The organism is Falsiroseomonas sp. HC035, from assembly GCF_050563525.1.
In the GTDB taxonomy this organism is placed as follows: Bacteria; Pseudomonadota; Alphaproteobacteria; order Acetobacterales; family Acetobacteraceae; genus Falsiroseomonas.
In genome coordinates this window covers 215,755-239,951 of record NZ_JBNXUN010000003.1, presented here as the reverse complement: position 1 = coordinate 239,951, position 24,197 = coordinate 215,755, and the positions used below count along the sequence as shown (strand labels likewise).

Sequence of the window (24,197 nt, the reverse complement as noted above, 5' to 3'; positions counted from 1 at the left end):
TTTGATCCTCGCGGCCATGCTGGGCTACCTGCTCGGCTCGGTGCCCTATGGGCTGCTGCTGACGAAGGCGGCGGGCCTCGGGGATGTCCGCGCCATCGGGTCCGGCAGCATCGGCGCCACCAACGTGCTTCGCACCGGCAACCGCAAGTTGGCGGCGGCGACGCTGGTGCTGGATGCGGCCAAGGGCGCGGTGGCGCTGCTGCTGGCCCGCTGGATCTGGGGCGAGGATGCGGCGCTGGTCGCCGGCTTCGCCGCGTTGCTGGGGCACACCTTCCCGATCTGGCTCGGCTTCAAGGGCGGCAAGGGCGTGGCCACCGGGGCGGGCGTCATCCTGGCCGCGCAGCCGGGGCTGGGGCTGCTGCTGCTGGGCGTGTGGCTCGCCATGGCGGTGCTGACCCGCATTTCCTCGGCCAGCGCGCTGACCGTCTGTGCCCTGGCGCCGGTGGTGGCGGCGCTTTCGGGGGATTGGCGGCTGGCGGGGTTCTGCCTGGGCGTCGCGCTGCTGATCGCCATCCGCCACCACGCCAATATCCGCCGGCTCATCGCCGGCACCGAACCCAGGATCGGCAAGAAGACCTAGATGGCCCCCGCCGAGGCCCTGGCGCGGCTGCGCCTGTCGCGCACCGAAGGCATCGGCCCGGCCAATTTCCGCCGCCTGATCCAGCGCCATGGCAGCGCTGGCGCGGCGCTCGCCGCGCTGCCCGGCCACGCCGCCCGCAGCGGCCGCGCCTTCACCGCGCCACCGCCGGCCGAGGCGGAGCGCGAGATGGCGGCGGTGGCACGCATGGGCGGCGATTTCGTGTTCCTCGACAGCCCCGGGTACCCGCCGCTGCTGGCGCTGCTGGAGGACCCGCCGCCGGTGCTGGCCGTGCTCGGCGATGCCACCGTACTGAAGCGGCGCCAGGTCGGCGTGGTCGGCGCCCGCGCAGCCTCCGCGGCCGGGCGGCGGCTGGCGGAGGAGTTGGCCGCGGGGCTGTGCACGGCCGGCATCGCCGTCACCTCCGGCCTCGCCCGCGGCATCGACACGGCGGCGCACCAGGGCGCGCTCGCTGCCCAGGGCCGCACTGTCGCCGTGGTCGCAGGCGGGCTGGATGTGCCCTATCCGGCCGAGAACGCGGCGCTGCAGGCCCGGATCGCCGCCGAAGGGGGCGTCGTGGTCAGCGAGGCGCCGCTCGGCACCGCGCCCATGGCGCGGCACTTCCCGCGCCGCAACCGCATTGTCGCCGGCCTGGTGCTGGGGCTGGTGGTGGTGGAGGCGGCGCCGCGCTCCGGCAGCCTGATCACCGCCCGCCTGGCGCTGGAGGCGGGGCGGGAGCTGTTCGCGGTGCCAGGCAACCCGATGGACCCGCGCGCCCGCGGTGGCAATGATTTGATCAGACAGGGTGCGCATTTGACCGAAGGTGCGGAGGATGTGCTAGCCAACCTGCCCGCCCAGCCGCTCGAATTGCCGCTGTTCTCGATGCGTCCGGAGCCCCGCAATGCCGCCGAAAGCCCCCTGGAAGCGCCACCGCCGGCCGAATCCACAGGGCAATTGCTTGAGTTGATTGGCACGGTCCCGGTTGCCGTTGACGATCTGGTCCGCCGCTGCCAGCTATCTGCGCCATCCGTCCAGGCGATCCTGCTTGACCTGGAGTTGTCGGGGCTGGTGGAAACCCTGCCCGGCAACAGGGTCGTGCGGTCCGTGACCTGACCGTCCGATGCTACCGAAGCGCGCGAAGGCGAACCGACAGAAATGACCGATGTCGTCGTGGTCGAAAGCCCGGCCAAGGCCAAGACCATCAACAAGTACCTGGGCGGCGACTTCACCGTCCTCGCCTCCTTCGGCCATGTCCGGGACCTTCCCGCGAAGGACGGCAGCGTCCGGCCCGAGGAAGACTTCGCCATGGACTGGGAGGCGGATGAGCGGGGCGACCGGCAGATCACCGCCATCGCCAAGTCGCTGAAGGGGGCCCGCCGCCTGTACCTCGCCACCGACCCGGACCGGGAAGGGGAGGCGATTTCCTGGCATGTGAAGGACATGCTGGCCCGCCGCGGCGTCCTGAAGGGCGTCGAGGTGCACCGCATCACCTTCAACGAGATCACCAAGCGCGCCGTGCAATACGCGGTGGCACACCCGCGCGAACTCGACGCGCCGCTGATCGACGCCTATCTGGCCCGCCGCGCGCTGGACTACCTGGTCGGCTTCAACCTTTCCCCGGTGCTGTGGCGCAAGCTGCCTGGTAGCCGTTCGGCCGGGCGCGTGCAGTCCGTCGCGCTGCGCCTGATCTGCGAGCGGGAGGCCGAGATCGAGGCGTTCCGGGCGCGCGAGTACTGGACGGTGGAGGGCCGCTTCGCGACCCCGGCCGGCGCGCCCTTCACGGCGCGGCTGACGCACCACGAGGGCAAGAAGCTTGACCAATTCGACCTGCCGAACGAGGCGGTGGCGATGGCCGCCAAGGCGGCAGTCGAGGCGGGCCAGTTCAGCGTCGCCAGCGTCGAGAAGCGGCGCACCCGGAGAAATCCGCCGCCGCCCTTCACCACCTCGACGCTCCAGATGGAGGCGTCCCGCAAGCTTGGCATGGGCGCTCAGGCGGCGATGCGGGTGGCGCAGCAGCTGTACGAGGGTGCCGATATCGGCGGCGAATCCGTCGGCCTCATCACCTACATGCGGACCGATGGCGTGCAGATGGCGCGCGAGGCGATGTTCGCCATCCGCGACCATGTGAAGGAGGCGTTCGGCCCCGACTACGTGCCGGGCGCGCCGCGCGAATATTCCTCCAAGGCGAAGAACGCGCAGGAAGCGCATGAGGCGATCCGGCCGACCGACGTCACCCGCACGCCGGAACAGGTGGCCCGCTTCCTCGATGAGCGGCAGCGCAAGCTCTACGAGCTGATCTGGAAGCGCGCCGTCGCCAGCCAGATGCAATCCGCCGAGCTGGACCAGACGGCGGTGGAGCTGGTCGAGCCCTCCGGCCGCACGAAGCTGCGTGCCACCGGCTCGGTCATCGCCTTCGACGGCTTCCTCCGCCTGTACCGGGAGGATGAGGACGACCGGGCGGCGGACGCCCGCGCGGGCATCGCGACGGCCGGGCCCGAGCCGGATGACGACAGCAGGACGCTGCCGCCGATGCGGGAGAAGGACCCGGTGAAGACCGGTGCCGTCGCCGCCAACCAGCACTTCACGCAGCCGCCGCCGCGCTATTCCGAGGCGACGCTGGTGAAGCGGATGGAGGAACTCGGCATCGGCCGGCCGTCCACCTATGCCTCCATCCTGCAGGTGTTGCAGGACCGCGACTACGTGAAGATCGACAAGCGCCGCCTGGTGCCGGAAGACCGCGGGAGGCTGGTGACGGCCTTTCTGATGTCCTTCTTCGAGCGGTACGTGGACACCGGTTTCACCGCGGGGCTGGAAGAAAAGCTGGACGACATCTCCGGCGGCCGCGCCGACTGGCGCGCGGTGATGCGTGCCTTCTGGGAGGAGTTCTCCAAGGCGATCTCGGCCACCAGCGAGCTGACGATCTCGGACGTGATCGACGCGCTGGACGAGGACCTCGGCCCGCACTTCTTCCCGGCCCGCGCCGATGGCGTGGACCCGCGCGGCTGCCCGGCCTGTTCCGGCGGCAGGCTGGGACTGCGGCTGGGGCGGACCGGCGCCTTCATCGGCTGCTCGAACTATCCCGAATGCCGCTACACGCGGCCGCTGGTGGCCCCTGGGGCCGAGGCGGAGGGTGCGGCCGGCTTCAACGAGGGCCAGCGCGACCTGGGCGCGGACCCGGCGACCGGCCAGAACATCAGCCTGCGCCGCGGGCCCTACGGCCTGTACGTGCAGCTCGGCGAGGAGACGCTGGACGCCAAGGGCAAGAAAGTGAAGCCGCGGCGGGCCAGCCTGGCCAAGGGCATGGACCCGGAGGGGCTGACGCTGGACCGCGCGCTCGCCCTGCTGTCGCTGCCGCGCGTGGTCGGTGTGCATCCGGAGACGCATGAGGAGATCACGGCGGCGATCGGGCGCTTCGGGCCGTATCTGAAGATGGGCCAGCTGTTCAAGTCGCTGGACCCGGATGACGACGTGCTGGTCGTCGGCCTCAACCGTGCGGTGGCGCTGCTGGCGGATGTGAAGCCGCGCGGGCGGGCGCTGGGCGATCATCCGACCGGCGGCAATGTCGATGTGCGGCGCGGGCGATTCGGGCCCTTCGTCATGCATGGCAGCCGAGTCGCCTCCATGCCGAAGACCATGGACTTCGACACGGTGACGCTGGACGAGGCGGTGAAGCTGCTGGCGGAGAAGGGCAAGGAATTGCCGCCGCTGAACAAGGGCAAGAAGGGCGCCAAGGCAAAGGCGCCGGCGCGCAAGGCGGCGGCGAAGCCGGCGAATGGCGAGGATGCGCCGGCCAAGCCACCGGCGGCGAAGAAGCCTGCGGCCAAGAAGGCAGCGCCGAAGAAGCCGGCCGCGAAGAAGCCGGCCCCAAAAAAGGCGGCCCCAAAAAAGGCGGCCCCGAAGAAGGCGGCGCCGAAGAAGGCTCCGGCGAAGCAACCGGCCGCCAAGAAGGCCGCGGGCTGAGATGCCGCGGCGCGGTCCCCCGCTCAAGGGCCACGCCGCGCGCAAGAAGCCGGCGGTGCCGAAGCCGGCCACCGGCGCGGCACCGGTCCGCGCGGCACCGGTTGGCGGGGCAACGGTCGGCGCGGCAGCGGCGCCGCTGCCGACGCTGGTGCAGTTGCGCGAGTTCCTGCGCGACGCACCGGGCCCGGTCGGCAAGACCGAGATATCCCGGCATTTCGGCCTGTCCACCGACCAGCGCCCGGCGCTGCGGGAGTTGCTGCGCAGCCTGAAGGAGACCGGCCAGGCGGCGCCGGTCGGCCGCAAAAGCCTGGTGGCGCCGGAACGCCTGCCGGACATGGCCCCGGTCGAGATGACCGGCACCGACGTGGATGGCGACCCGATCGCCCGGCCGCTGCAATGGGACCGCGCCCTCGGCCCGCCGCCCGCCATCTTCATGCAGCGGGAAGCGGCCGGACAGCCGGCGCTGGCGCCGGGCGAGCGGGTGCTGGCGCGGCTGAAATACATCGGCGGCAACAAGTACGAGGGCCGCACCTTCAAGCGCCTGACGCGCGAAACGCCGGCGCGCATCCTCGGCGTGTTCGAGGAAGGCCGCATCATCCCGACCGACCGCCGCCAGAAGGCGGATTGGCGGGTGCCGCTGGACCAGCTGGGCGGCGCGAAGCCAGGCGATATCGTACTGGCCGAACCTCTGCCCAGCCACCACGCCCTCGGCCCGCGCCCGGCGCGAATCCTGGAAGTACTGGGCCGCATGGGGGAGGCGCGCTCCGTCTCGCTCATCTGCATCCACGCCCACGGCATTCCGGACATCTTTCCGGCTGAGGCGCTGGAGGAAGCCGAGGCGGCGAAGGGCGTGACGAAGCGCGGGCGGGAGGATCTGAGCGACATCCCGCTGGTCACCATCGATGGCGAGGACGCGCGGGACTTCGACGACGCCGTCTGGGCGGAACCGCAGGATGACGGCTGGCGCTGCCTCGTCGCCATCGCCGATGTCGCGCATTACGTGAAGCCCGACAGCGCACTGGACCGGGAGGCCTGGGCGCGCGGCAATTCCGTGTATTTCCCCGACCGCGTCGTGCCGATGCTGCCGGAGGCGCTGTCCAATGGCTGGTGCAGCCTGCGCCCGAACGAGCCGCGCGGCTGCCTGTTCTGCGAATTCCACATCGACCGCGCCGGTCGCAAGTCCAGGCACCGCTTCGGCCGCGGCCTGATGCGCTCCGCAGCGCGCCTGACCTACGAGCAGGTCCAGGCGGCGAAGGAGGAAGGGACGGCGCCGGACGGCGTGCCGGCCGACCTGCTCGGCCATCTCTACGGCGCCTTCGAGGCGCTGCTCGCGGACCGCGCCCGGCGCGGCACCCTGGAACTCGATGTGCCGGAACGCCGGGTGCTGCTGGACGAGGCGGGCCAGGTGCAGGCGGTGGTGCCGCGCGCGCGCCTCGATTCGCACCGGCTGATCGAGGAATTCATGGTCGCCGCCAATGTCTGCGCGGCGGAGGAGCTGGAACGGCTCAGCCAGCCCTGCATGTACCGCGTGCATGACCGGCCCTCCGACGCCAAGCTGGAAGGGCTGCGGCAGTTCCTGGAAAGCCTCGGCCTGAAACTGCCGGCGCGGGACCGCATCCATCCCAGGGATTTCGGCGGCATCCTGGAGGCGGTGCAGGACAGGCCGGAGGAACGGCTGGTGCATGAGGCCGTCCTGCGCGGCCAGTCGCAGGCCGAATACAGCCCGGACAACATCGGCCACTTCGGCCTGGCCCTCGCCCGCTACGCCCATTTCACCAGCCCGATCCGGCGTTACTCGGACCTGCTGGTGCACCGCGCCCTGATCGGCGGCCTGGAACTGGGCCGGGATGGCCTGGCGGCGGCCGAGGTGGCCCGCTTTCCGGACACCGCGGAACACATCACCCAGACCGAACGCCGTGCCGCCATGGCCGAACGCGACGCGGTGGACCGCTACCTTGCTGCTTTCATGGCAACACGTGTCGGAGAAGTTTTTGCAGCGAGGATTTCCGGGGTGACACGCTACGGCCTGTTCGTCACCTTGCCGGAGAACGGCGCCAGCGGAATTGTCCCGCTCGCGAGTTTGCCGGACGACAAATGGCAGTTGGACGAGGCCGGGCATACGATGTCCGGTCGCAGCACGGGTCTGACCTTTTCGCTCGGCCAAGCGGTCGAGGCGAGGCTGTCCGAGGCGACGCCGCGGACCGGGGGCATGGTGTTCTCGTTGATGCAGGGCGATCCACGAGCGCGTGGTGGCATGCGGTCCGCCAGGGTTTCGCGGCGGCGCTGATCGCCTTCGCCGGCGCGGCCTCTGCGCAGGAGGCGGGGCCGGGCGGGCTGGGCGAGGTTCTGCGCCCCAGCCACGGCCTGATCCTGGAGCGCCACCTGGAGGATGCCAGCCCGACCGACATGGTGCTGTGGTCGCTGCGCGGGCTGGCCGTGCTGGACCCCCGGCTCAATGCGGAAATCCGCACCGACCGCATCCTGCTGCTGAACGACGACCGGGTGCTGGCCACCGCCGCCCTGGCGCCGCTGCTGCAACCCGGGCCGGCGGACCGGCGCGGCACGGCCGTGGCCAGCCTGCTGGAGCAGTTCTACGCCGCCGCCTGGCGCGCCTCCCCGGCGATCCGGCGGGCCGGGGCGGAACGGCTGCTGGCCTCGGGCTTCGAGGAATTGTTCAACCACCTGGACCCCTACAGCCGCTACGTGACAGCCGAGGAAGCCCGCGGCCTGCGGGAACGCCGCGTCGGCCAATCCGGCCTCGGCCTGCGGGTGGCCGCGCAGCGCAACGCCCTGGTCATCATCGCCGTCACACCGGATGGCCCCGCGGCGCTGGCCGGCATCCGGGTGGGGGATCGCCTGCTGGCGGTGGATGACCGGGCGCTTGGCCCGCGTGACCCGGGACTTGCGGCGCGGCTGCTGGAGGGGGCTGAAGGTTCGGAGGTGACCCTGACCCTGTCGCGCGCCGGCCGCCGCCGCAGCGTGACCCTGCTGCGGGAGCTGGTGGTGCCGGAGACGGTGACGGCGGAGCGGCGCGGCGAAATCCTGTTCATCCGCCTCACCGGCTTCTCCGCCGTCACCGACCGCCGGCTGACGCAGGTGCTGCGCGATGATTTTGCCGAACGCCCGCCGCGCGGCGTGGTGCTGGATCTGCGCGGTAACCGGGGCGGGCTGCTGAGCCAGGCGGTGGCGGTGGCGGATGCCTTCCTGGTCTCCGGCGTGGTGATGCGCACCGAGGGTCGGCACCCGGATGCCAACCGCCGCTACCTGGCCGGCGGGCAGGACCTGGCGGAGGGTCGGCCTGTGGTGGTTCTGGTCGATGGCCGCAGTGCGTCCTCCGCCGAGATCGTCGCCGCGGCCCTGGCCGGGTCCGGGCGTGCCGCGGTGGTGGGCAGCGCGACACAGGGCAAGGGGCTGATCCAGGTGGTGGCGCCGCTGCCGAACGGGGCGGAACTGATGGTGACCTGGTCGCGCGTGCTGGCGCCGGCCGGCTGGCCGATCCAGGGCCTCGGCGTGCTGCCGGCGCTGTGCACCAGCCTGGGGCCGGAGGCGATGGCGCAGGGGCTGGCCCAACTGCGGGCGGGGGAGGCGCCGATGGCCGTGGCGCTGTCCCGCCAGCGCGTGGCGCGGGCGCCGGTACTGGCCAGCGAAGTGGCCGCGCTACGCAACGCCTGCCCGCCGGCGGAGGGACGGGAAGACGACCTTGTGGCGGCGCGGGCGCTCATCGAGACGCCGGCGGCCTATGCGCGGGCGGCAAGGGGGCCGTAGCGACGGAACCCTCTTCACCCGCTGGGGGAGGGCAGGGTGAGGGGGTGGCGACCTATCCAGCCCTTTCGCCAGCCCGCTACATGTTCCGCCGCTGGTTGCGCGCCAGCACGTCCAGCACGGCCATGCGGCAGGCCACGCCCATCTCCACCTGCTCGCCAATGACGCTGCGCACCGGGTCATCGGCGATGGCGCTTTCGATCTCGACGCCGCGGTTCATCGGGCCGGGATGCATGACGATGGCATCCGGCTTCGCATAGGCCAGCTTCTCGGCGTTCAGGCCGTAGAAGCGGAAGAACTCGCGGGAGGACGGCACGAGGCCGGAGGTCATGCGTTCCTTCTGCAGCCGCAGCATCATCACCACGTCGGCGTCGGCCAGGCCCGACTTCATGTCGTGATGCACCTCCACCCCCAGCCGCGCGGCCTCGGACGGGATCAGGGTGGGCGGGCCGACGATGCGGACGCGGGAGTTCATCGCCAGCAGCAGGTGGATGTTGGAGCGCGCCACGCGGGAATGCAGCACGTCGCCGCAGATGGCGACGGTCAGCCCCTCCAGGCTGCCCTTGCGGCGGCGGATGGTCAGCGCGTCCAGCAGCGCCTGGGTCGGGTGTTCATGCGTGCCGTCGCCGGCGTTGATGACGGCGGCATCCACCTTCTGCGCCAGCAACGCCGGGGCGCCGGACTGGCCGTGGCGGATCACCAGCAGGTCGGTGTGCATGGCGTTCAGCGTCGCGGCCGTATCCAGCAGCGTCTCGCCCTTGTTCACGCTGCTGGTCGAGACCGACATGTTGACGATGTCGGCGCCCAGCCGCTTGCCGGCCAGCTCGAAGCTGGTGCGGGTGCGGGTGCTGTCCTCGAAGAACAGGTTGATCAGCGTCCGGCCCTTGAGCAGGTCGCGCTGGGTTTTCCCCTGCCGGTTCAGCAGCGCGTAGTTTTCCGCCAGATCCAACAGATCGGCGATGTAGGGGGGCTCGAGGCCCTCGATGGCGAGCAGGTGGCGATGCGGATAGGGGAGCATGGGACAGACCCTAGCCGGGGCCGGCGCTGGCATCCAGGGCGGCCTGCAGCATGTAGGCGGCCGCCGCGGCATCCACGGCCTTTGCCCGCTTGGCGCGGGTCAGGTCGGCCTCGATCATCATGCGGTTGACGGCCGCCGAAGAAAGACGCTCGTCCCACAGCGCCAGCGGCAGGCCGGTGGCTGCCGCGATCGCCATGGCCCAGTCCTTCGCCGCCTGCGCCGCCGGGCCGAAGCTGCCGTCCATGGACAGCGGCAGCCCCGCCACCAGCCCGCCGGCGCCTTCCTTCCGCGCAATGGCGCCGATCTCCGCCGCATTGGCGGCCAGCTTGCCGCGCGGGATGGCCTTGTAGGGGGAGGCCAGCATCAGCGAGACGTCGGACAGCGCCACGCCGATGATCCGCGCCCCGGGATCCAGCCCGATCAGCCGAGCGTGGCGGGGCAGGCCGGCGCGCAGGTCGCGCATGTTGATGACGGGCATGTGGGCCGTTATGTTCCCCGTCGCAGCCCCTGGCAAATCCAGCCAGATCCCAGGCCCATCAAGGAATTCCCGAGCCCCATGTCCCTCGATACCGGTACCATCCGGCGCATCGCCTCGCTCGCCCGCATCCGACTGGAGGAGGCGGAGGTCGTCCAGGCGCAAGCCGAGATCAACGGCATCCTCGGCTGGATCGAGCAGTTGCGGGCCGTGGACACGGACGGCGTGGAGCCGATGGCGGGTGGCTCGCCGGTGGCGCAGGTCTCGGCGCGGCTGCGGCCGGATGTGGTGACGGATGGCGGCCAGGCGGACGCCGTGCTGGCGAATGCGCCGGATCGGCAGGGCGAGTATTTCGGCGTGCCGAAGGTGGTCGAGTGATGAACGCGACGGATTTCACCCTGCGCGGCGCGCTGGATGCGCTGGCCGAGGGCAGCATCAGCAGCGTCGAGCTGACCCAGGCGCATTTGGATGCGATCGAGGCGCTGAACCCGCGGCTCAACGCCTTCATCACGGTGACAGCGGAGAAGGCGCTGGCGCAGGCGAAGGCCAGTGATGCGCGCCGCGCGGCGGGGCAGGCGGGGGCGCTGGACGGCGTGCCGCTGGCGATCAAGGACCTGTTCTGCACCGCCGGCACGCGCACCACGGCGGGCAGCAACATCCTCGGCAACTTTGTGCCGCCCTATGAGAGCACGGTCAGCCAGAAGCTGCTGGACGATGGCGCGGTGTTCCTCGGCAAGGCGAACCTCGACGAATTCGCAATGGGGTCCTCCAACACCACCAGCGCAAGCGGGCCGGTTGAGAACCCCTGGTCGCGGGCGAACGATCCCGACACGCGGCTGGTGCCGGGTGGATCCTCCGGTGGATCGGCCGCGGCGGTCGCGGCGCGGATGGCCCTGGGGGCGACGGCCACCGATACGGGTGGATCCATCCGCCAGCCGGCCGCCTTCTGCGGCATCGCCGGCATCAAGCCGACCTATGGGCGCTGTTCCCGCTTCGGCATCGTGGCCTTTGCGTCCTCGCTCGATCAGGCCGGGCCGGTGGCGCGGACGGTGGAGGATTGCGCCATCCTGCTGCGCTCCATGGCCGGCTTCGATGCGAAGGATTCGACCAGCGCCGATGTCGCCGTTCCCGACTTCGCCGCTGCCTGCGCGCGCGGCGTGAAGGGGCTGCGGATCGGCGTGCCGCGCGAATACCGGATGGACGGCACGCCGCCGGAGATCGAGGCGCTGTGGCAGCAGGGCCTCGCCTGGCTGCGCGACGCCGGCGCCGAGACCGTCGAGATCAGCCTGCCGCACACGAAATACGCCCTGCCGACCTACTACATCGTGGCGCCGGCCGAGGCGTCCTCCAACCTCGCGCGGTACGACGGCGTGCGGTTTGGGATGCGGGTGGTGGAGCCAGGGTCGGATTTGCGCGACCTGTATGAGCGCACGCGCGCGGCGGGCTTCGGGGCGGAGGTGCGGCGCCGCATCATGATCGGCACCTATGTGCTGAGCGCCGGCTACTACGACGCCTACTACCTGAAGGCGCAGAAGGTGCGCGCGCTGATCCGCCGCGACTTCGAGGAAGCCTTTGGCAAGGTCGATGCCATCGTAACGCCGGCGACGCCGAGCGCCGCCTTCGGGATGGATGAGAAGCAGGACGACCCGGTGGCGATGTACCTGAACGACATCTTCACGGTGACGGCGAACCTGGCCGGGCTGCCGGGGCTTGCGGTGCCGGCGGGGCTGGATGCGCAGGGCCTGCCGCTGGGGCTGCAGGTGATCGGGCGAGCGTTCGACGAGGAGACGGTGTTCGCGGTGGGGACGGCGCTGGAACGGGCGGCGGACTTTACGGCTGTGCCGCGGTTGAGGGCGGGGGCATGACCTACACGATCGAGGGCCGCACCGGCTCCTGGGAACTCGTCATCGGCCTGGAAGTCCATGCCCAGGTCATCAGCGAGGCCAAGTTGTTCTCCGGCGCCGCCACGGCGTTCGGCGCGCCGCCGAACAGCCAGGTGTCGTTCATCGATGCGGGCTTTCCTGGCATGCTGCCGGTCATCAACGCCGAATGCGTTGCGCAGGCGGTGCGCACCGGGCTTGGGTTGAACGCGCAGGTCAATCTGTGGTCGCGCTTCGACCGCAAGAACTACTTCTATGCGGACCTGCCACAGGGCTACCAGATCAGCCAGTTCGCGCACCCGATCATCGGCGAGGGCGCCATCGAGATCACGCTGGCGGATGGCGCGACCAAGACCATCGGCATCACGCGTCTGCATCTCGAACAGGATGCCGGCAAGTCGCTGCACGACCAGCATGCGACGAAGTCCTTCATCGACCTGAACCGCTCCGGCGTCGCGCTGATGGAGATCGTCTCGGAGCCCGACATGCGGAGCCCGGAGGAAGCCGGCGCCTACCTGACCAAGGTGCGGCAGATCCTGCGCTACCTCGGCACCTGCGACGGCAACATGGACGAGGGTTCCATGCGCGCCGACGTCAATGTCTCCGTCCGCAAGGCGGGCGAAGGCTTTCGCACGCGCTGCGAAGTGAAGAACGTCAACTCCATCCGTTTCGTCATGCAGGCGGTGGAGGCCGAGGCGCTGCGGCAGATCGAGGTGTGGGAAGCGGGCGAGGAGGTATTCCAGGAAACCCGCCTGTTCGACACGGCGCGGGGCATCACGCGGTCCATGCGGTCCAAGGAGGACGCGCATGACTACCGCTACTTCCCGGAACCCGACCTGCCTCCGCTGGTGCTGGAATCGGATTGGGTCGAAGCGCTGAAGGCGGCGCTGCCGGAACTGCCGGATGCGCGGCGTGCGCGCTACGTCGCGATGGGCCTCACGCCCTACGACGCCCATGTGCTGACGCTGGAGAAGGAGACGGCGATCTTCTTCGAAACCGTGGCGAAGGGACGCGACGCCAAGCTCGCGGCGAACTGGGTGACGGGTGACTTCTTCGCCGCGCTCAATCGCATGAAGCGCGACGTGGCGGACCCGCCGGTGACGGCCGAAAATCTCGGCGCGCTGCTCGACCTGATCGCCGACAAGACACTGTCCGGCAGCCTGGCGAAGCTGGTGTTCGAGGCGATGCTGGAGACCGGCAAGCCGCCCGGCGTCATCGTCGAGGAACGCGGCATGAAGCAGGTGACCGACACCGGCGCGATCGAGGCGGTGGTGCGGGAGGTGATGGCGAAGAACGCCGACAAGGTCGCCGAATACCGCAGCGGCAAGGACAAGCTGTTCGGCTTCTTCGTCGGCCAGACGATGAAGGCCATGCAGGGCAAGGGGAACCCGGCGGTGGTGAACGAGGTGGTGAAACAGGCGCTGGCCGGCTGACCCTTCTCCCTCCCCCGCGAAGCGGGGGGTTGCGGCACTGCCGCAACGCCGAAGGCTGGTCGGGGTGGGGGCAATGCCAGGCGGTCCCCCGAAGAGCCCCCACCCAACCCTCCCCCGCAAAGCGGGGGAGGGTTCCCAGTTCACACCGGCCGCACGCCCCACGGGTAGGGCATGCTGCCCTTCACGTGCCCGGTGATGTTGGTGCGCCAGGCGCTGCGGATCGTGAACTGGCCGAGCGGGATGGTCGCCACGTCATCCTGTGCCAGCTTGTTGATCTCGTTCGCCAGCGCCTGCTGCCGCGCCGCATCCGGGGCGTCCAGCCAGTTCTGCACCAACTCCTGCGCCCGCGGACTGTCGTACCAGCCGAACCAGCCCTGCGCGCCCGGCCCCTTCACAAGGGACGACACTGCCGGGTTGAGGTAGGCGAGCGACGAGCCATAGGTGTGGAAGATCGACCAGCCGCCGCGCTCCACCGGTTCCTGCCGAACCCGGCGCTGCACCACGGTGCCCCAGTCGGTCTCCACCAGCTCCACGTTGAAGCCGATGCGGCGCAGTGCATCCGCGGTGACATGGCCGTGCGGGCCGATCAGCGGGAAGTCGGTGGGGCTGATGATGACCACCTTCTCGTTGTTGTAGCCGCTGGCCTGCAACGCGGCGCGGGCACGGTCCAGGCTGCGGGGCGGCGCGTTGAGCTCGGACAGGTCCTCGACGCCGTAGGGCGTGCCGCAGGGGAACAGGCTGCGGCAGGTGCGCCAGACGCTGCGGTCGTCGCCGAGTGTCGAGCGCATGTAGTCCTCCTGGTTCACCGCCAGCGCCACCGCCTGGCGCACCTTCAGGTTGTTGAAGGGCGCCTGCAGGTGGTTCAGCCGCATGATGGACAGGATGCCGGCCTCGTTCAGCACCTCCACCTTGATGTTGCGGTTTCTCACAAGTGTCGGGATCAGGTCGGACAGCGGCTGGTCGAGCCAATCCACCTCGCCGGCCTGCAACGCCGCGGCGGCGGTCGCGGGGTCGGGCAGGATGTGCCATTCGATGCGCGGGAAGTGTGCGACCTTGCCGCCGGAGGCGCCGCTGGCGGGTTCCTGGCGCGGCACATAGGCCTCGTTCTTCGCATAGACCACGCGGCTGCCGGAGACGAATTCGCCGGGCACGAAGCGATAGGGGCCGCTGCCCATCACCTCCGAGATCTGCGTGCTGGCATCGGTCGTTGCCAGGCGTTCCGGCATGATGAAGGGCACGTTGGCGTCGGGCTTGGCGAGCGCCTCCAGCAGCAGCGGGAAGGGCCGCTTCAGGCGGATCTCCAGCACGCGGTCCTCCGCCGCGCGCCATTCATCAACGGAGGCCGCGAGGATCTGCCCGAACGGGTCGCGCTTCGACCATCGTGCGAGGGAAGCCGCGCAGTCCCGCGCGCGCACCGGTTCGCCATCATGGAAGCGCAGGCCGTCCCGCAGCGTGATGCGCCACACGCGCCCATCGGCCGAAACCTCGTGCCCCTGCGCCATCTGCGGCTGCGGCCGCAACTGCGCGTCCATGGCGTAGAGCGTGTCGAACACGTGGTAGCCGTGCATCTGGGTGACGATGGCGCTGGTCCAGATCGGGTCCAGCGCCGTCAGGTTCGCCTGCGGCACGAAGCGCAGCGTGGCGGCACGGGCCGGCTGGGCGAGGGCAGGGCGGGCGAGCGTGACCCCCATGGTCCCGGCCGAGATGACCCCGGCCCCTGCCCGAAACAGTGAGCGGCGATGCATGGCTTGTGTCCTCCGTGTCGTTCTTCTGGCGACGCGCGGAGGCTAGGCGCGGGGGCTCCGGGGGGTCAATCAAGCCGCCAGGCGCGCCTTGACCATCCGCTGGCGATGGCGGACAGGATGCGGCAAAGGTGGAGGGGACAGGCGCATGGCCGATCCGGTACGGTTCGAGGTGGTGGATGGCGTTGCGGTGGCCACCATCGCCAACCCTCCCGTCAATGCCCTATCCGTCGCGCTGCGCGCCGGCCTGTTCCAGGCGGTGCAGCGGGCGGAGGCCGACCCTGACATTCGCGGGCTTGTGATCGCGGCGGAGGGCCGCACCTTCATCGCCGGCGCCGACATCTCCGAATTTGGCAAACCCCCGGCCTCGCCGACGCTGGCGGAACTGGTGGCGGCGCTGGATGGCGCGACGAAGCCGGTGGTGGCTGCCATCCACGCGGCGGCGCTCGGCGGCGGGCTGGAAGTCGCGATGGCCTGTTCCTGGCGGGTGATCGGGCCGCGCGCCAAGCTGGGTCTGCCGGAGGTGAAGCTGGGCCTGCTGCCGGGCTCCGGCGGCACGCAGCGGGCGCCGCGGCTGATGGGGGCGGCGGCGGCGCTGCGGCTGATGGTCTCGGGCGATCCAATGGATGCGGAGGCCGCGGTGGCGTCGGGCCTGGCCGATACCGTGGTGGCCGGGGACCTGCTGGCGGCGGCGCGGGAATGGGTCGGGCAGCCCAAGCCCAAGCCGGTGTCGCAGCGGGACGAGGGGCTCGGCTCGCGTGAGGATTTCGAGAAGGAAGCCGCCGCGCTGGCGAAGCGCGCCGCGACCGAACCGCAGGTCGCCGACTGCATCGCCTGCGTCCGCGCCGCATTCGAGAAGCCCTTCGCGGAGGCGGTGGCCTTCGAGCGGGAGGCCTTCCTCCGCCTGCTGGACGACCCGCGCAGCAAGGCGCTGCGCCATGTGTTCTTCGCGGAACGCGAGGCGGCGCGGATAGCCGGGCTGCCCGCGGGGACGCAGCCGCGACCGGTGGCGCGCGCGGCCGTGCTCGGCAGCGGCACGATGGGCGCCGGCATCGCCATGTGCTTCGCCAATGCCGGCATCCCGGTCCGGGTCATCGAGACCGACGAGGCGGCGCTGGCCCGCGGCATGGACCGCATCCGCGGCACCTATGAGAGCAGCGTCAAGCGCGGCAGCCTGGCGCCCGCCAAGCGCGACGAACGCGTGGCGCTGATCGAGGGCGCGGTCGGCCTGGACGCTGCCGCCGATGCCGACCTGGTGGTCGAGGCGGTGTTCGAGGAGATGGGCCTGAAGAAGCAGGTTTTCGCTCATCTCGACCGCGTGACGAAGCCAGGAACCATCCTGGCGACGAACACGTCCTACCTCGACATCGACGAAATGGCCGCCGCCACATCGCGTCCGCAGGACGTGCTGGGGATGCACTTCTTTTCCCCGGCCAACGTCATGAAGCTGCTGGAGGTGGTGCGGGGCCGGGAGACCTCGCCCGAGGCGCTGGCGACGGCGGCGGAGATCGGCCGCAAGCTGGCCAAGGTGCCGGTGGTGGTAGGCGTCTGCTACGGCTTCGTCGGCAACCGCATGCTGTCGCGCCGCACCCAGCAGGCGGAGCGCCTGCTGCTGGAAGGCGCCACACCCGAGCAGGTGGACAAGGCGCTGGTCGATTTCGGCTTCAAGATGGGCCCCTTCGCGATGTCGGACCTCGCCGGCCTCGACATCGGCTGGCGCATCCGCCGCGCGACGGGCAAGCGCGCGCCGGTGGCGGATGCGCTGGTGGAGGCGGAACGGCTCGGCCAAAAGACGCAGAAGGGCTACTACCTGTACCCGGACGGCGCCCGCACCGGCGTGCCGGACCCGGAGGTCACCGCGCTGATCCGCCGCGTCGCGGCGCAGGAAGGTGTCGAGCAGCGCGAGATCGGGCAGGCCGAGATCCTGGACCGCTTGGTGCTGCCGATGGTGAACGAGGGCGCGCGCATCCTGGAGGAAGGCATCGCCGCGCGGCCGGGCGACATCGATGTGGTCTGGCTGCATGGCTACAACTGGCCGGCCTGGCGCGGCGGGCCGATGCACTACGCGGACAGCGTCGGCCTGCTGCATGTGGTGGCGCGACTGGCGGAGTTCGCGCAGCAGACCGGTGACGACAGCCTGCTGCCGGCGCCGCTGCTGGCCCGCCTCGCCGCCGAGGGCGGCAACTTCGCGAGTCTCAAGGCCGGTTGAGATGCATCCCTGGGAGCCCTCCTACCCGCCGGAATGCCGCTGGGACGCGCCGATCGCGCGCGGGACGCTGCCGGGCTTCCTGGACGAGGTGGCGGCGCGTTTTGCCGGGATGCCGGCGCTGGAATATCGCGGCCATGTGCTGAGCTATGCGCAGATGCGGGCCGCGTCGGACCGCATCGCGGCGGGGCTGATGGCGCGCGGTATCGGGCGTGGCGATTGCGTCGCGCTGTACCTGCCGAACACGCCGTGGCACCCGCTTTGCTTCTTCGCCGCGCTGCGCACCGGGGCGCGCGTGGTGCATTTCTCGGCGCTCGATGCGAAGCGGGAACTCGCGCACAAGGCGCATGATTCTGGTGCCACTCTGCTGATCACCACCGGCTTGCCGGGACTGATCAGCAATGCCGGCTGGCTGCGCGACGAAGGCGCGGTGCGGGATGTTCTGCTGGCACCGGAAGCGCGCTGGGGCGGGGACGACGCGCCGCATGATTTCGCGCCGCTGCCGGAGGCCGATCCGCCCGCCGCTTGGCCAGCTTTGTCGCCCGACGATCTGGCGCTGCTGCAATACACCGGCGGCACCACGGGCACGCCGAAGGGTGCGATGCTGACGCATGGCAACCTGACCGCCGCCGTCGCCATCTACAAGGCGTGGCGCGACAATACCTCTCTGCCCGTGGGCACGGCGCGCGTGCTGGTGCTGCTGCCGCTGTTCCACATCTTCGCGCTGACCGCCGTGCTGCTGCGGCAGTTCGCGGAAGGCGCACTGTGCCACCTGCGGATGCGCTTCGACGCGGCGCAGTGGGTGGAGGAGGTGGAGCGCCTGCGCATCACCACCTTCTCCGGCGTGCCGACCATGTGGATCGGCATTGCGGGCGTCCCGGGGATCGAGCAGCGCGACCTGTCCTCGCTCCGCCAGTGCAGTTCCGGCGGCGCACCGATGCCGCAGGAGGTGCAGCAGCGGGTGGAGCGCATCCTGGGCCTGCGCATCGGCGGCGGCTGGGGCATGACGGAAACCTGCCCGGCCGGCACCCGCCTGCCGCCCGGAGGCCCGGTGCGCGCCGGCATCATCGGCCTGCCGCTGCCGGGGATCGAGATGCGGATCGTGGCGCTGGATGAGCCGACGCGGGAAATCCCGCCGGGCGAGATCGGCGAGATTGCGATCCGCGGCCCCAACGTTTTTTCGGGATACTGGAACCGGCCCGAGGACAATGCGGCGGCCTTCGCGGATGGCTGGTTCCTGACCGGCGACACCGGCTGGATGGACGCGCAGGGCTTCTTCACCCTGGTGGACCGTCGCAAGAACATGATCCTGTCGGGCGGCTTCAACGTCTATCCTGCCGCCATCGAACAGGCGATCTATGAACATCCCGCCGTTGCCGAATGTGTGGTGATCGGCGTGCCGGACGAATACCGCGGCCAGGCGGCGAAGGCCTTCTGTTCGCTGAAACCCGGCGCGGCCCCCTTCACGCTGGACGAACTGCGCGCATTTCTGGCGGACCGCATCGGCCGGCACGAGATGCCGGCGGCGCTGGAGATCCGGGACAACCTGCCACGCAGCGCCGCCGGCAAGCTGCTGGCAAGTGCCCTGCGCGACGAAGAAGCGGCCAAGGCCTAGGAGACGCACGATGGACCTGCGCTACACGCCCGACGAGATCGCCTTCCGCGACGAGCTGCGCAAATTCTTCCGCAGCGAGATCCCGCTCGCCATCCGCCGCAAGGTCAGCGAGGGGCGCGCCCTGAACCGCGACGACTACGTCACCAGCCAGCGCATCCTGCACGCGAAGGGCCTCGCCGTGCCGAACTGGCCGGTTGAATGGGGCGGCCAAAGCTGGTCGCCGGTGCAGCGCTACATCTACATCGAGGAATTGCAGGCGGCCGCGGTGCCGCAGCCGCTCGGCTTCAACGTCAATATGGTTGGCCCCGTCATCGCCACCTTCGGGTCGGAGGCGCACAAGCAGCGCTTCCTGCCGCCGACGGCGAACCTCGACATCTGGTGGGCGCAGGGCTTCTCGGAGCCGGGCGCCGGGTCCGACCTTGCCTCGCTGAAGACCACCGCGAAGCGGGAGGGTGACCACTTCATCGTCAACGGCCAGAAGACCTGGACCACGCTCGGGCAGTACGCCGACTGGATCTTCTGCCTGGTGCGCACCGACGCGACGGTGAAGAAGCAGGCCGGCATCTCCTTCATCCTGATCGACATGAAGACGCCTGGCATCACGCTGCGCCCCATCATCACCATCGATGGCGGGCACGAGGTGAACGAGGTGTTCTTCGACGAGGTGCGCGTGCCGGCGGAAAACCTGGTGGGCGAGCTGAACAAGGGCTGGGACTACGCGAAGTTCCTGCTGTCGAACGAGCGCATCGGCATCGCGCGCATCGGCATGACAAAGGAACGCCTGGCGCGGGTGAAGCGCCTGGCGCAGGAAACGCCGGCCGGTGAAGGCATGGTCTGGGACGACCCGGACTTCCGCCGCCGCCTGGCGTGGAGCGAGATCGAGTTGAAGGCGCTGGAGATCACGCAGATGCGCGTCGTCGCGGCCCAGGGCAGCCGCGCCGCGGACAAGCCGGACCCCTCCAGCTCCATCCTCAAGATCAAGGGCAGCGAGATCCAGCAGCAGGCGACGCAATTGCTGGTCGACGTCGCCGGCCCCTACGCCATGCCGCGCCCGGACCGGGAGGAGGAGGGGCTGAACCTGCCCTCCGTCGGGCCGGAATGGGCGGATGCCGCGGCGCCCCTGTTCTTCAACTACCGCAAGGTATCTATCTACGGCGGGTCGAACGAGATCCAGCGCAACATTATTGCGAAGGCATTTCTGGGTCTTTGAAGTGCGCGGCTTGTCATCTGCCAGAAGCCTGGATGTGAGCGGGGATACATGGATTTCGACCTGACCGACGAACAGCGCATGCTGTCCGACAGCGTCCGCCGCCTCGTCTCGGACGCTTATGACGATTTTGAGCATCGCAAGACCTACCGCGCCGAACCGCGCGGCTGGTCGGATGCGAACTGGCAGAAATTCGCGGAAATGGGCCTGCTCGGCCTTCCCTTCGCGGAGGAGGATGGCGGCTTCGGCGGCGGGCCGCTCGAGACCATGATCGTGCTGGAGAATTTCGGCCGCGGCCTGGTGGTGGAACCCTACCTCGCCACCGTCGTGCTCGGCGGCGGGCTGCTGCGGCGGGCCGGCAGTGCCGCGCAGCGGGAGGCGTTGATCCCGCAGGTCGCGGAGGGCTCGCTGACGCTGGCCTTTGCACATCAGGAACGTCAGGCGCGGCACGATCTGTTCGATGTCGCCACCACTGCAAAGCGGGACGGCGCCGGCTATGTGTTGAACGGCGCGAAGGGCGTGGTGCTGCATGGCGACAGCGCGGGCCGCCTGATCGTCTCCGCCCGCACGGCCGGCAACAGGCGGGACCGCGACGGCATCAGCCTGTTCCTGCTGGACCCCACGACGCCCGGCGTCACCCGCCGCGGCTACGCGACTCAAGACGGGCTGCGCGCGGCGGAGGTGGTGCTGGAGAATGTGGTGGTGCCCGCTGACGCGCTGCTCGGCCCGGAAGGCGGCGCGTTGCCATTGATCGAGCATGTGGTGGACGAGGCGCAGGCGGCGATCTGCGCCGAGGCGCTGGGCGCGATGGAGGTGCTGCGCGACCTGACCGTCGACTACCTGAAGCAGCGCACGCAGTTCGGCCAGGCGATCGGGAATTTCCAGGCTTTGCAGCACCGCGCCGCGGACATGCTGGTGGCGACCGAACAGGCCCGCAGCATGGCGATGTACGCCGCCATGATGGTGCAGGACCAGGACCCGGCGGCGCGCCATGTGGCGCTGTCCGCCGCCAAGGCGCTGGTCGCGAAGCTGGCCGACCAGCTCGGCAAGGAAGCCGTGCAGCTGCATGGCGGAATCGCCGTGACGGATGAGTACAAGGCGGGGCATTATTTCAAGCGGCTGTCGATGCTCGGCGGGCTGTTCGGCGATGTCGACCATCATCTGCGCGTGGTCGTCGCGGCCGGGGGGCTGCCAGAGGCGAGTTGACACGGGGGGGAAGCGGGATGCCGAACATGGCACTGGGCCGGCGCGCCGCGCTGGGGCTGGGCGTGGCTTCGATCGCGGCGCCGGCGCTCGGGCAGGCGCGATACCCCGACCGCCCGATCCGCGTCATCGTGCCCTTCCCACCTGGCGGCACCACGGACATCCAGATGCGCGTGCTGTGCGAAGGCGCCTCGCGCCGCCTCGGCCAGCCCGTGGTGATCGAGAACCGTCCCGGCGCCGGCGGCAGCATGGGCGCGACCGCGCTGGCGCAGGGCACGCGGCCGGATGGCTACCTGCTTTCCGTCATGCCCAACTCCATCTTCCGCATTCCCGTGATGATGGCGCGGCCGACCTATGACCCGATGGCGGACTTCACCTGGGTGATCCGCCTGGTCGGCTACACCTTTGGCATTGTCGTGCGCGCGGATTCCCCGTTCCAGACGCTGGCGGCGCTGCTGGACCACGCCCGCGCGAATCCGGGGAAGATCACCTACGGCACCCCCGGCGTCGCGACGCTGGACGTGACGATGGAGCGCATCGCGCAACAGGCCGGCGGCCTGCGGATGGTGCATGTGCCGTTCCGCGGCGGCGCCGACAACATCCAGGCGCTGCTCGCTGGGCAGATCGACGTCTCGGCCGAGAGCAGTTCCTGGGGCGAGCTGGTGCTGGATGGCCGGCTGCGCCTGCTGGCCACCTGGGGTGAGGCGCGGCCGCCGCGCTTCGCCATGGCCCCGACGCTGCGGGAGGCCGGCATCGATATCGTCAACAGCTCTCCCTACGGGCTCGCCGCCCCGCGCGGACTGGACCCGGCCGTGGCGCAGGTGCTGCACGACGCCTTCAAGGCCGCGCTGGACGACCCGCCGCATCTTGCGGTGCTGGAGCGCTACAACATGCCGATGATGTACGCGGACGCGGATGGCTATGGCCGCTACGCGCGCGAGTTCTACGAGGAAGACAGCGCCATGGTCCGCGCCATGGGGCTGAAGTTCTGACGGAACGTCAGTTGTTGCAACGAATGTTTGCGATCCGATGGCCTTGGCGAACGGCCGGCTTGGGTGCAGTCTCGCAACATGGGCATCCGTATGAAGTTGAATCTCGGCCTGCTGGCAGTCTTTGCCCTCGCCGCCGCCGCCGCCTGGCTGTTCCTGTCGCAGCAATTCGCGACGCAGGCGCGGCGGGAGGTGGTGCAGAACGCCCGCATCATGATGAGCGCCGCCAACGCCGTGCGCACCTACACCATCCGCGAAGTCGTGCCGGCGGTGATGCGGGAGCGGACGGACTGGGTGGCGCCGCTGACGGTGCCCTCCTATGCCGCGCAGACCAATTTCCGCGCCGTGCGCGCCGAACATCCCGACTACACCTACAAGGAAGCCGCGCTGAACCCGACCAACCCCGCCGATCGGGCGCAGGATTGGGAGGCGGACTTCATCAACGGCTTCCGCAACGACCCGACGCTGACGGAATCGCTCGGCGAGCGTGACGTGCTCGGCAACCGGGTGCTGACGCTGGCGCGCCCCATCACCATCCGCGACGCCGCCTGCCTGACCTGCCACAGCACGCCGGATGTGGCCCCAGCCCGCATGGTGGCGGCCTATGGCAGCAACAACGGCTTCGGCTGGCGGATGAACGAGACGGTGGGCGCGCAGCTGGTCTCCGTGCCCATGGCCGCGGCGCTGCGCAGCGCCGAGGCCAACCTGCTCAGCGCCATGGCCGTGCTGCTGGCGATCTTTGCCGGGCTGATGCTGGCGCTGAACCTGCTGCTGCACGTCGTGATCCTGCGCCCGATCGACCGCATGGTCCGCACCGCCTCCGCCGTCAGCCTCGGCCAGGCGAGCACGGAGGAATTCGCCACGACCGGCCGCGACGAGATCGCCGAGCTCGGCCGCGCCTTCACCCGCATGCGGCGCAGCCTGGAACAGGCGGTGAGGATGCTCGGGTCCTGATGCGACGGGATCGCGCATGAGCGACGCCACGCCGCTGCCCGCCGCCTTCGGCCGCTACCAGCCGGTGGAGTTGCTCGGCGCCGGCGCGATGGGCCGGGTGTATCGTGCCATCGACCCGCTGATCGACCGCACCGTGGCGGTGAAGGTGATCAACGCCGAGCTGATGGCGCCGGACGCCCGCGACGAATTCCTGCAGCGCTTCCGAACCGAGGTGCGCGCCGCGGCGCAATGCGCGCATCCAACCATCGTCAATGTCTACGATTTCGTCGACGACCCGAACGCGCCCTACATCGTCATGGAATACGTCCCCGGCTGCACCCTGTCCGCCCTACTGCGCCGGCCGGCGGCGGAGCGGGAGGGCACGGGGCCTGGGCTGATGCGCTCGATGCTGGAGGTGCTGGACGGGCTCGGCGCGGCGCATGCGGCGGGCGTGGTCCACCGGGACATCAAGCCGGCCAACATCATGCTCACGCCGCGTGGCGCGGTGAAAATCACCGATTTCGGCATCGCGCGGCTGGGTGATTCCTCGATGACCGTCTTCGGCGGCATGGTCGGCTCACCCGGCTACATGGCGCCGGAGCAGGTGCTTGGGCAGGGCGTGGACCACCGGGCGGATTTGTTCGCCGCTGCGGCCGTGCTGTACGAGATCCTGCTCGGGCGAACGCCCTTCGGCAGCGGCGGCCTTTCCGCCACGCTGCTGCGCCTGGCGGGGCCGGAGCCGGCCGACCTGCAGCATCTGTCGGACACCGCCATCGGCCGGGTCCTCGGGCGCGGCCTGGCGAAGGACATGACGCAGCGCTTTGGCTCCGCGCCGGAGTTTATCGAGGCGCTGCGCCAGGCGCTGCAGGATGATCCGGATGCCGAGGCGACGCGTATCGTCTCCAGGGCCATGGCGTCCCCGCCGACCCTGGGTGGCCATCTGCCTTCCGCCAGCATCAGGCCGCCGGCGGCGTTCCAGCTGGCGGCCCCGCAGGGGGCGCGGATCGCGGAACAGCTCGCCTTCTTTGTCGGGCCGATCGCGCCGGTGATGGTCCGCAAGGCCGCGAGCCAGGCGCGGGACCTGCCGGACCTGGTCGAGCGGCTCTGCGCTCAGTTGCCGCCGGAAGAAGCGAACGGCCTGCGCCGGCGAGTGGCGCCGCTGATCCAGGCTGGTCCCTGATGATCCGCGCCCGGGGC

At 70.3% G+C, this 24,197-nt stretch carries 18 protein-coding genes; 15 read left to right on the top strand and 3 right to left on the bottom strand.

Translation table 11 applies throughout. The features are described from left to right. Window positions 1–16 precede the first annotated feature (16 nt). The 5 genes from plsY (at window position 17) to ACLF3G_RS08810 (ending at window position 8,302) form a co-directional block, all read left to right on the top strand. On the top strand, window positions 17–580 hold the full coding sequence (gene plsY, locus ACLF3G_RS08830) for a glycerol-3-phosphate 1-O-acyltransferase PlsY (protein ID WP_430669276.1): 564 nt from the start codon (window positions 17–19) through the stop codon (window positions 578–580). After that, window positions 581–1,690 carry a DNA-processing protein DprA gene (dprA, locus tag ACLF3G_RS08825; protein ID WP_430668994.1) on the top strand — a complete coding sequence of 370 codons (1,110 nt, stop codon included), beginning with the start codon at window positions 581–583 and terminating at the stop codon, window positions 1,688–1,690. Between the two features lie 42 nt (window positions 1,691–1,732). Next, a complete protein-coding gene (gene topA / locus ACLF3G_RS08820; protein ID WP_430668993.1) occupies window positions 1,733–4,537 on the top strand; it encodes a type I DNA topoisomerase in 2,805 nt (934 codons plus the stop codon). Window position 4,538: 1 nt separating this feature from the next. Further along, on the top strand, window positions 4,539–6,824 hold the full coding sequence (gene rnr, locus ACLF3G_RS08815; protein WP_430668992.1) for a ribonuclease R: 2,286 nt from the start codon (window positions 4,539–4,541) through the stop codon (window positions 6,822–6,824). Between the two features lie 119 nt (window positions 6,825–6,943). Further along, window positions 6,944–8,302 (top strand): S41 family peptidase, encoded by a 1,359-nt coding sequence (locus tag ACLF3G_RS08810; RefSeq protein WP_430668991.1) that lies wholly within the window; start codon window positions 6,944–6,946, stop codon window positions 8,300–8,302. Between the two features lie 76 nt (window positions 8,303–8,378). Here ACLF3G_RS08810 and ACLF3G_RS08805 read toward each other — a convergent pair whose 3' ends face one another. Together ACLF3G_RS08805 and ruvX are read right to left on the bottom strand one after the other, a co-directional pair. Then, the gene (locus ACLF3G_RS08805) at window positions 8,379–9,317 is read right to left on the bottom strand and encodes an aspartate carbamoyltransferase catalytic subunit (RefSeq protein WP_430668990.1); all 939 of its coding nucleotides are present in this window, start codon (window positions 9,315–9,317) and stop codon (window positions 8,379–8,381) included. Window positions 9,318–9,327: 10 nt separating this feature from the next. Further along, the gene (ruvX, locus tag ACLF3G_RS08800; RefSeq protein WP_430668989.1) at window positions 9,328–9,795 is read right to left on the bottom strand and encodes a Holliday junction resolvase RuvX; all 468 of its coding nucleotides are present in this window, start codon (window positions 9,793–9,795) and stop codon (window positions 9,328–9,330) included. Window positions 9,796–9,873: 78 nt separating this feature from the next. Here ruvX and gatC point away from each other — a divergent pair, with 78 nt between their 5' ends. From gatC to gatB, 3 genes are read left to right on the top strand one after another with little or no spacing between them, the layout of a single operon-like run. Next, window positions 9,874–10,170, top strand: a complete 297-nt coding sequence (gene gatC, locus ACLF3G_RS08795) for an Asp-tRNA(Asn)/Glu-tRNA(Gln) amidotransferase subunit GatC (RefSeq protein WP_430668988.1) — start codon at window positions 9,874–9,876, stop codon at window positions 10,168–10,170. Beyond that, a complete protein-coding gene (gene gatA, locus ACLF3G_RS08790) occupies window positions 10,170–11,657 on the top strand; it encodes an Asp-tRNA(Asn)/Glu-tRNA(Gln) amidotransferase subunit GatA (RefSeq protein WP_430668987.1) in 1,488 nt (495 codons plus the stop codon). The genes gatC and gatA overlap by 1 nt, the downstream gene beginning before the upstream one ends. After that, complete coding sequence (gene gatB, locus ACLF3G_RS08785; RefSeq protein ID WP_430668986.1) at window positions 11,654–13,105, top strand: Asp-tRNA(Asn)/Glu-tRNA(Gln) amidotransferase subunit GatB; 1,452 nt, start codon at window positions 11,654–11,656, stop codon at window positions 13,103–13,105. The genes gatA and gatB overlap by 4 nt, the downstream gene beginning before the upstream one ends. Before the next feature lie 140 nt (window positions 13,106–13,245). Here the strand turns inward: gatB and ACLF3G_RS08780 are convergent, their stop codons facing one another. Next, window positions 13,246–14,850, bottom strand: coding sequence for an ABC transporter substrate-binding protein (locus ACLF3G_RS08780; RefSeq protein WP_430668985.1), 1,605 nt, complete (start codon window positions 14,848–14,850; stop codon window positions 13,246–13,248). A 145-nt stretch (window positions 14,851–14,995) separates the two neighbouring features. On the opposite strand from ACLF3G_RS08780, the gene ACLF3G_RS08775 reads away from it, so the two are divergent. The 7 genes from ACLF3G_RS08775 to ACLF3G_RS08745 all read left to right on the top strand — a co-directional run bounded on the left by ACLF3G_RS08775 (window position 14,996) and on the right by ACLF3G_RS08745 (window position 24,180). Beyond that, entirely contained in the window at window positions 14,996–17,056 is a 2,061-nt protein-coding gene (locus tag ACLF3G_RS08775) for a 3-hydroxyacyl-CoA dehydrogenase NAD-binding domain-containing protein (RefSeq protein WP_430668984.1), read from the top strand. A 1-nt stretch (window position 17,057) separates the two neighbouring features. Beyond that, complete coding sequence (locus ACLF3G_RS08770) at window positions 17,058–18,668, top strand: AMP-binding protein (RefSeq protein ID WP_430668983.1); 1,611 nt, start codon at window positions 17,058–17,060, stop codon at window positions 18,666–18,668. A gap of 10 nt (window positions 18,669–18,678) precedes the next feature. After that, window positions 18,679–19,878 (top strand): acyl-CoA dehydrogenase family protein, encoded by a 1,200-nt coding sequence (locus tag ACLF3G_RS08765; RefSeq protein WP_430668982.1) that lies wholly within the window; start codon window positions 18,679–18,681, stop codon window positions 19,876–19,878. A gap of 48 nt (window positions 19,879–19,926) precedes the next feature. Next, window positions 19,927–21,081, top strand: a complete 1,155-nt coding sequence (locus ACLF3G_RS08760) for an acyl-CoA dehydrogenase family protein (RefSeq protein ID WP_430668981.1) — start codon at window positions 19,927–19,929, stop codon at window positions 21,079–21,081. 26 nt (window positions 21,082–21,107) lie between these two features. Continuing rightward, on the top strand, window positions 21,108–22,070 hold the full coding sequence (locus tag ACLF3G_RS08755; RefSeq protein WP_430668980.1) for a tripartite tricarboxylate transporter substrate binding protein: 963 nt from the start codon (window positions 21,108–21,110) through the stop codon (window positions 22,068–22,070). 90 nt (window positions 22,071–22,160) lie between these two features. Next, window positions 22,161–23,021 carry a c-type heme family protein gene (locus ACLF3G_RS08750; RefSeq protein WP_430668979.1) on the top strand — a complete coding sequence of 287 codons (861 nt, stop codon included), beginning with the start codon at window positions 22,161–22,163 and terminating at the stop codon, window positions 23,019–23,021. A gap of 16 nt (window positions 23,022–23,037) precedes the next feature. Next, window positions 23,038–24,180, top strand: a complete 1,143-nt coding sequence (locus ACLF3G_RS08745; protein ID WP_430668978.1) for a serine/threonine-protein kinase — start codon at window positions 23,038–23,040, stop codon at window positions 24,178–24,180. Window positions 24,181–24,197 lie beyond the last annotated feature (17 nt).

Excerpts from the sequence above, each read along its gene's own strand:
- ACLF3G_RS08770 (WP_430668983.1), top strand. The coding sequence starts at position 17,058 with ATGCATCCCTGGGAGCCCTCCTACCCGCCGGAATGCCGCTGGGACGCG.
- ruvX (WP_430668989.1), bottom strand. The coding sequence starts at position 9,795 with ATGCCCGTCATCAACATGCGCGACCTGCGCGCCGGCCTGCCCCGCCAC.
- ACLF3G_RS08810 (WP_430668991.1), top strand. The coding sequence starts at position 6,944 with ATGGTGCTGTGGTCGCTGCGCGGGCTGGCCGTGCTGGACCCCCGGCTC.
- ACLF3G_RS08750 (WP_430668979.1), top strand. The coding sequence starts at position 22,161 with ATGAAGTTGAATCTCGGCCTGCTGGCAGTCTTTGCCCTCGCCGCCGCC.
- plsY (WP_430669276.1), top strand. The coding sequence starts at position 17 with ATGCTGGGCTACCTGCTCGGCTCGGTGCCCTATGGGCTGCTGCTGACG.
- ACLF3G_RS08745 (WP_430668978.1), top strand. The coding sequence starts at position 23,038 with ATGAGCGACGCCACGCCGCTGCCCGCCGCCTTCGGCCGCTACCAGCCG.
- gatC (WP_430668988.1), top strand. The coding sequence starts at position 9,874 with ATGTCCCTCGATACCGGTACCATCCGGCGCATCGCCTCGCTCGCCCGC.
- gatA (WP_430668987.1), top strand. The coding sequence starts at position 10,170 with ATGAACGCGACGGATTTCACCCTGCGCGGCGCGCTGGATGCGCTGGCC.
- ACLF3G_RS08760 (WP_430668981.1), top strand. The coding sequence starts at position 19,927 with ATGGATTTCGACCTGACCGACGAACAGCGCATGCTGTCCGACAGCGTC.
- gatB (WP_430668986.1), top strand. The coding sequence starts at position 11,654 with ATGACCTACACGATCGAGGGCCGCACCGGCTCCTGGGAACTCGTCATC.
- rnr (WP_430668992.1), top strand. The coding sequence starts at position 4,539 with ATGCCGCGGCGCGGTCCCCCGCTCAAGGGCCACGCCGCGCGCAAGAAG.
- ACLF3G_RS08805 (WP_430668990.1), bottom strand. The coding sequence starts at position 9,317 with ATGCTCCCCTATCCGCATCGCCACCTGCTCGCCATCGAGGGCCTCGAG.
- topA (WP_430668993.1), top strand. The coding sequence starts at position 1,733 with ATGACCGATGTCGTCGTGGTCGAAAGCCCGGCCAAGGCCAAGACCATC.
- ACLF3G_RS08775 (WP_430668984.1), top strand. The coding sequence starts at position 14,996 with ATGGCCGATCCGGTACGGTTCGAGGTGGTGGATGGCGTTGCGGTGGCC.
- ACLF3G_RS08780 (WP_430668985.1), bottom strand. The coding sequence starts at position 14,850 with ATGCATCGCCGCTCACTGTTTCGGGCAGGGGCCGGGGTCATCTCGGCC.
- dprA (WP_430668994.1), top strand. The coding sequence starts at position 581 with ATGGCCCCCGCCGAGGCCCTGGCGCGGCTGCGCCTGTCGCGCACCGAA.
- ACLF3G_RS08765 (WP_430668982.1), top strand. The coding sequence starts at position 18,679 with ATGGACCTGCGCTACACGCCCGACGAGATCGCCTTCCGCGACGAGCTG.
- ACLF3G_RS08755 (WP_430668980.1), top strand. The coding sequence starts at position 21,108 with ATGGCACTGGGCCGGCGCGCCGCGCTGGGGCTGGGCGTGGCTTCGATC.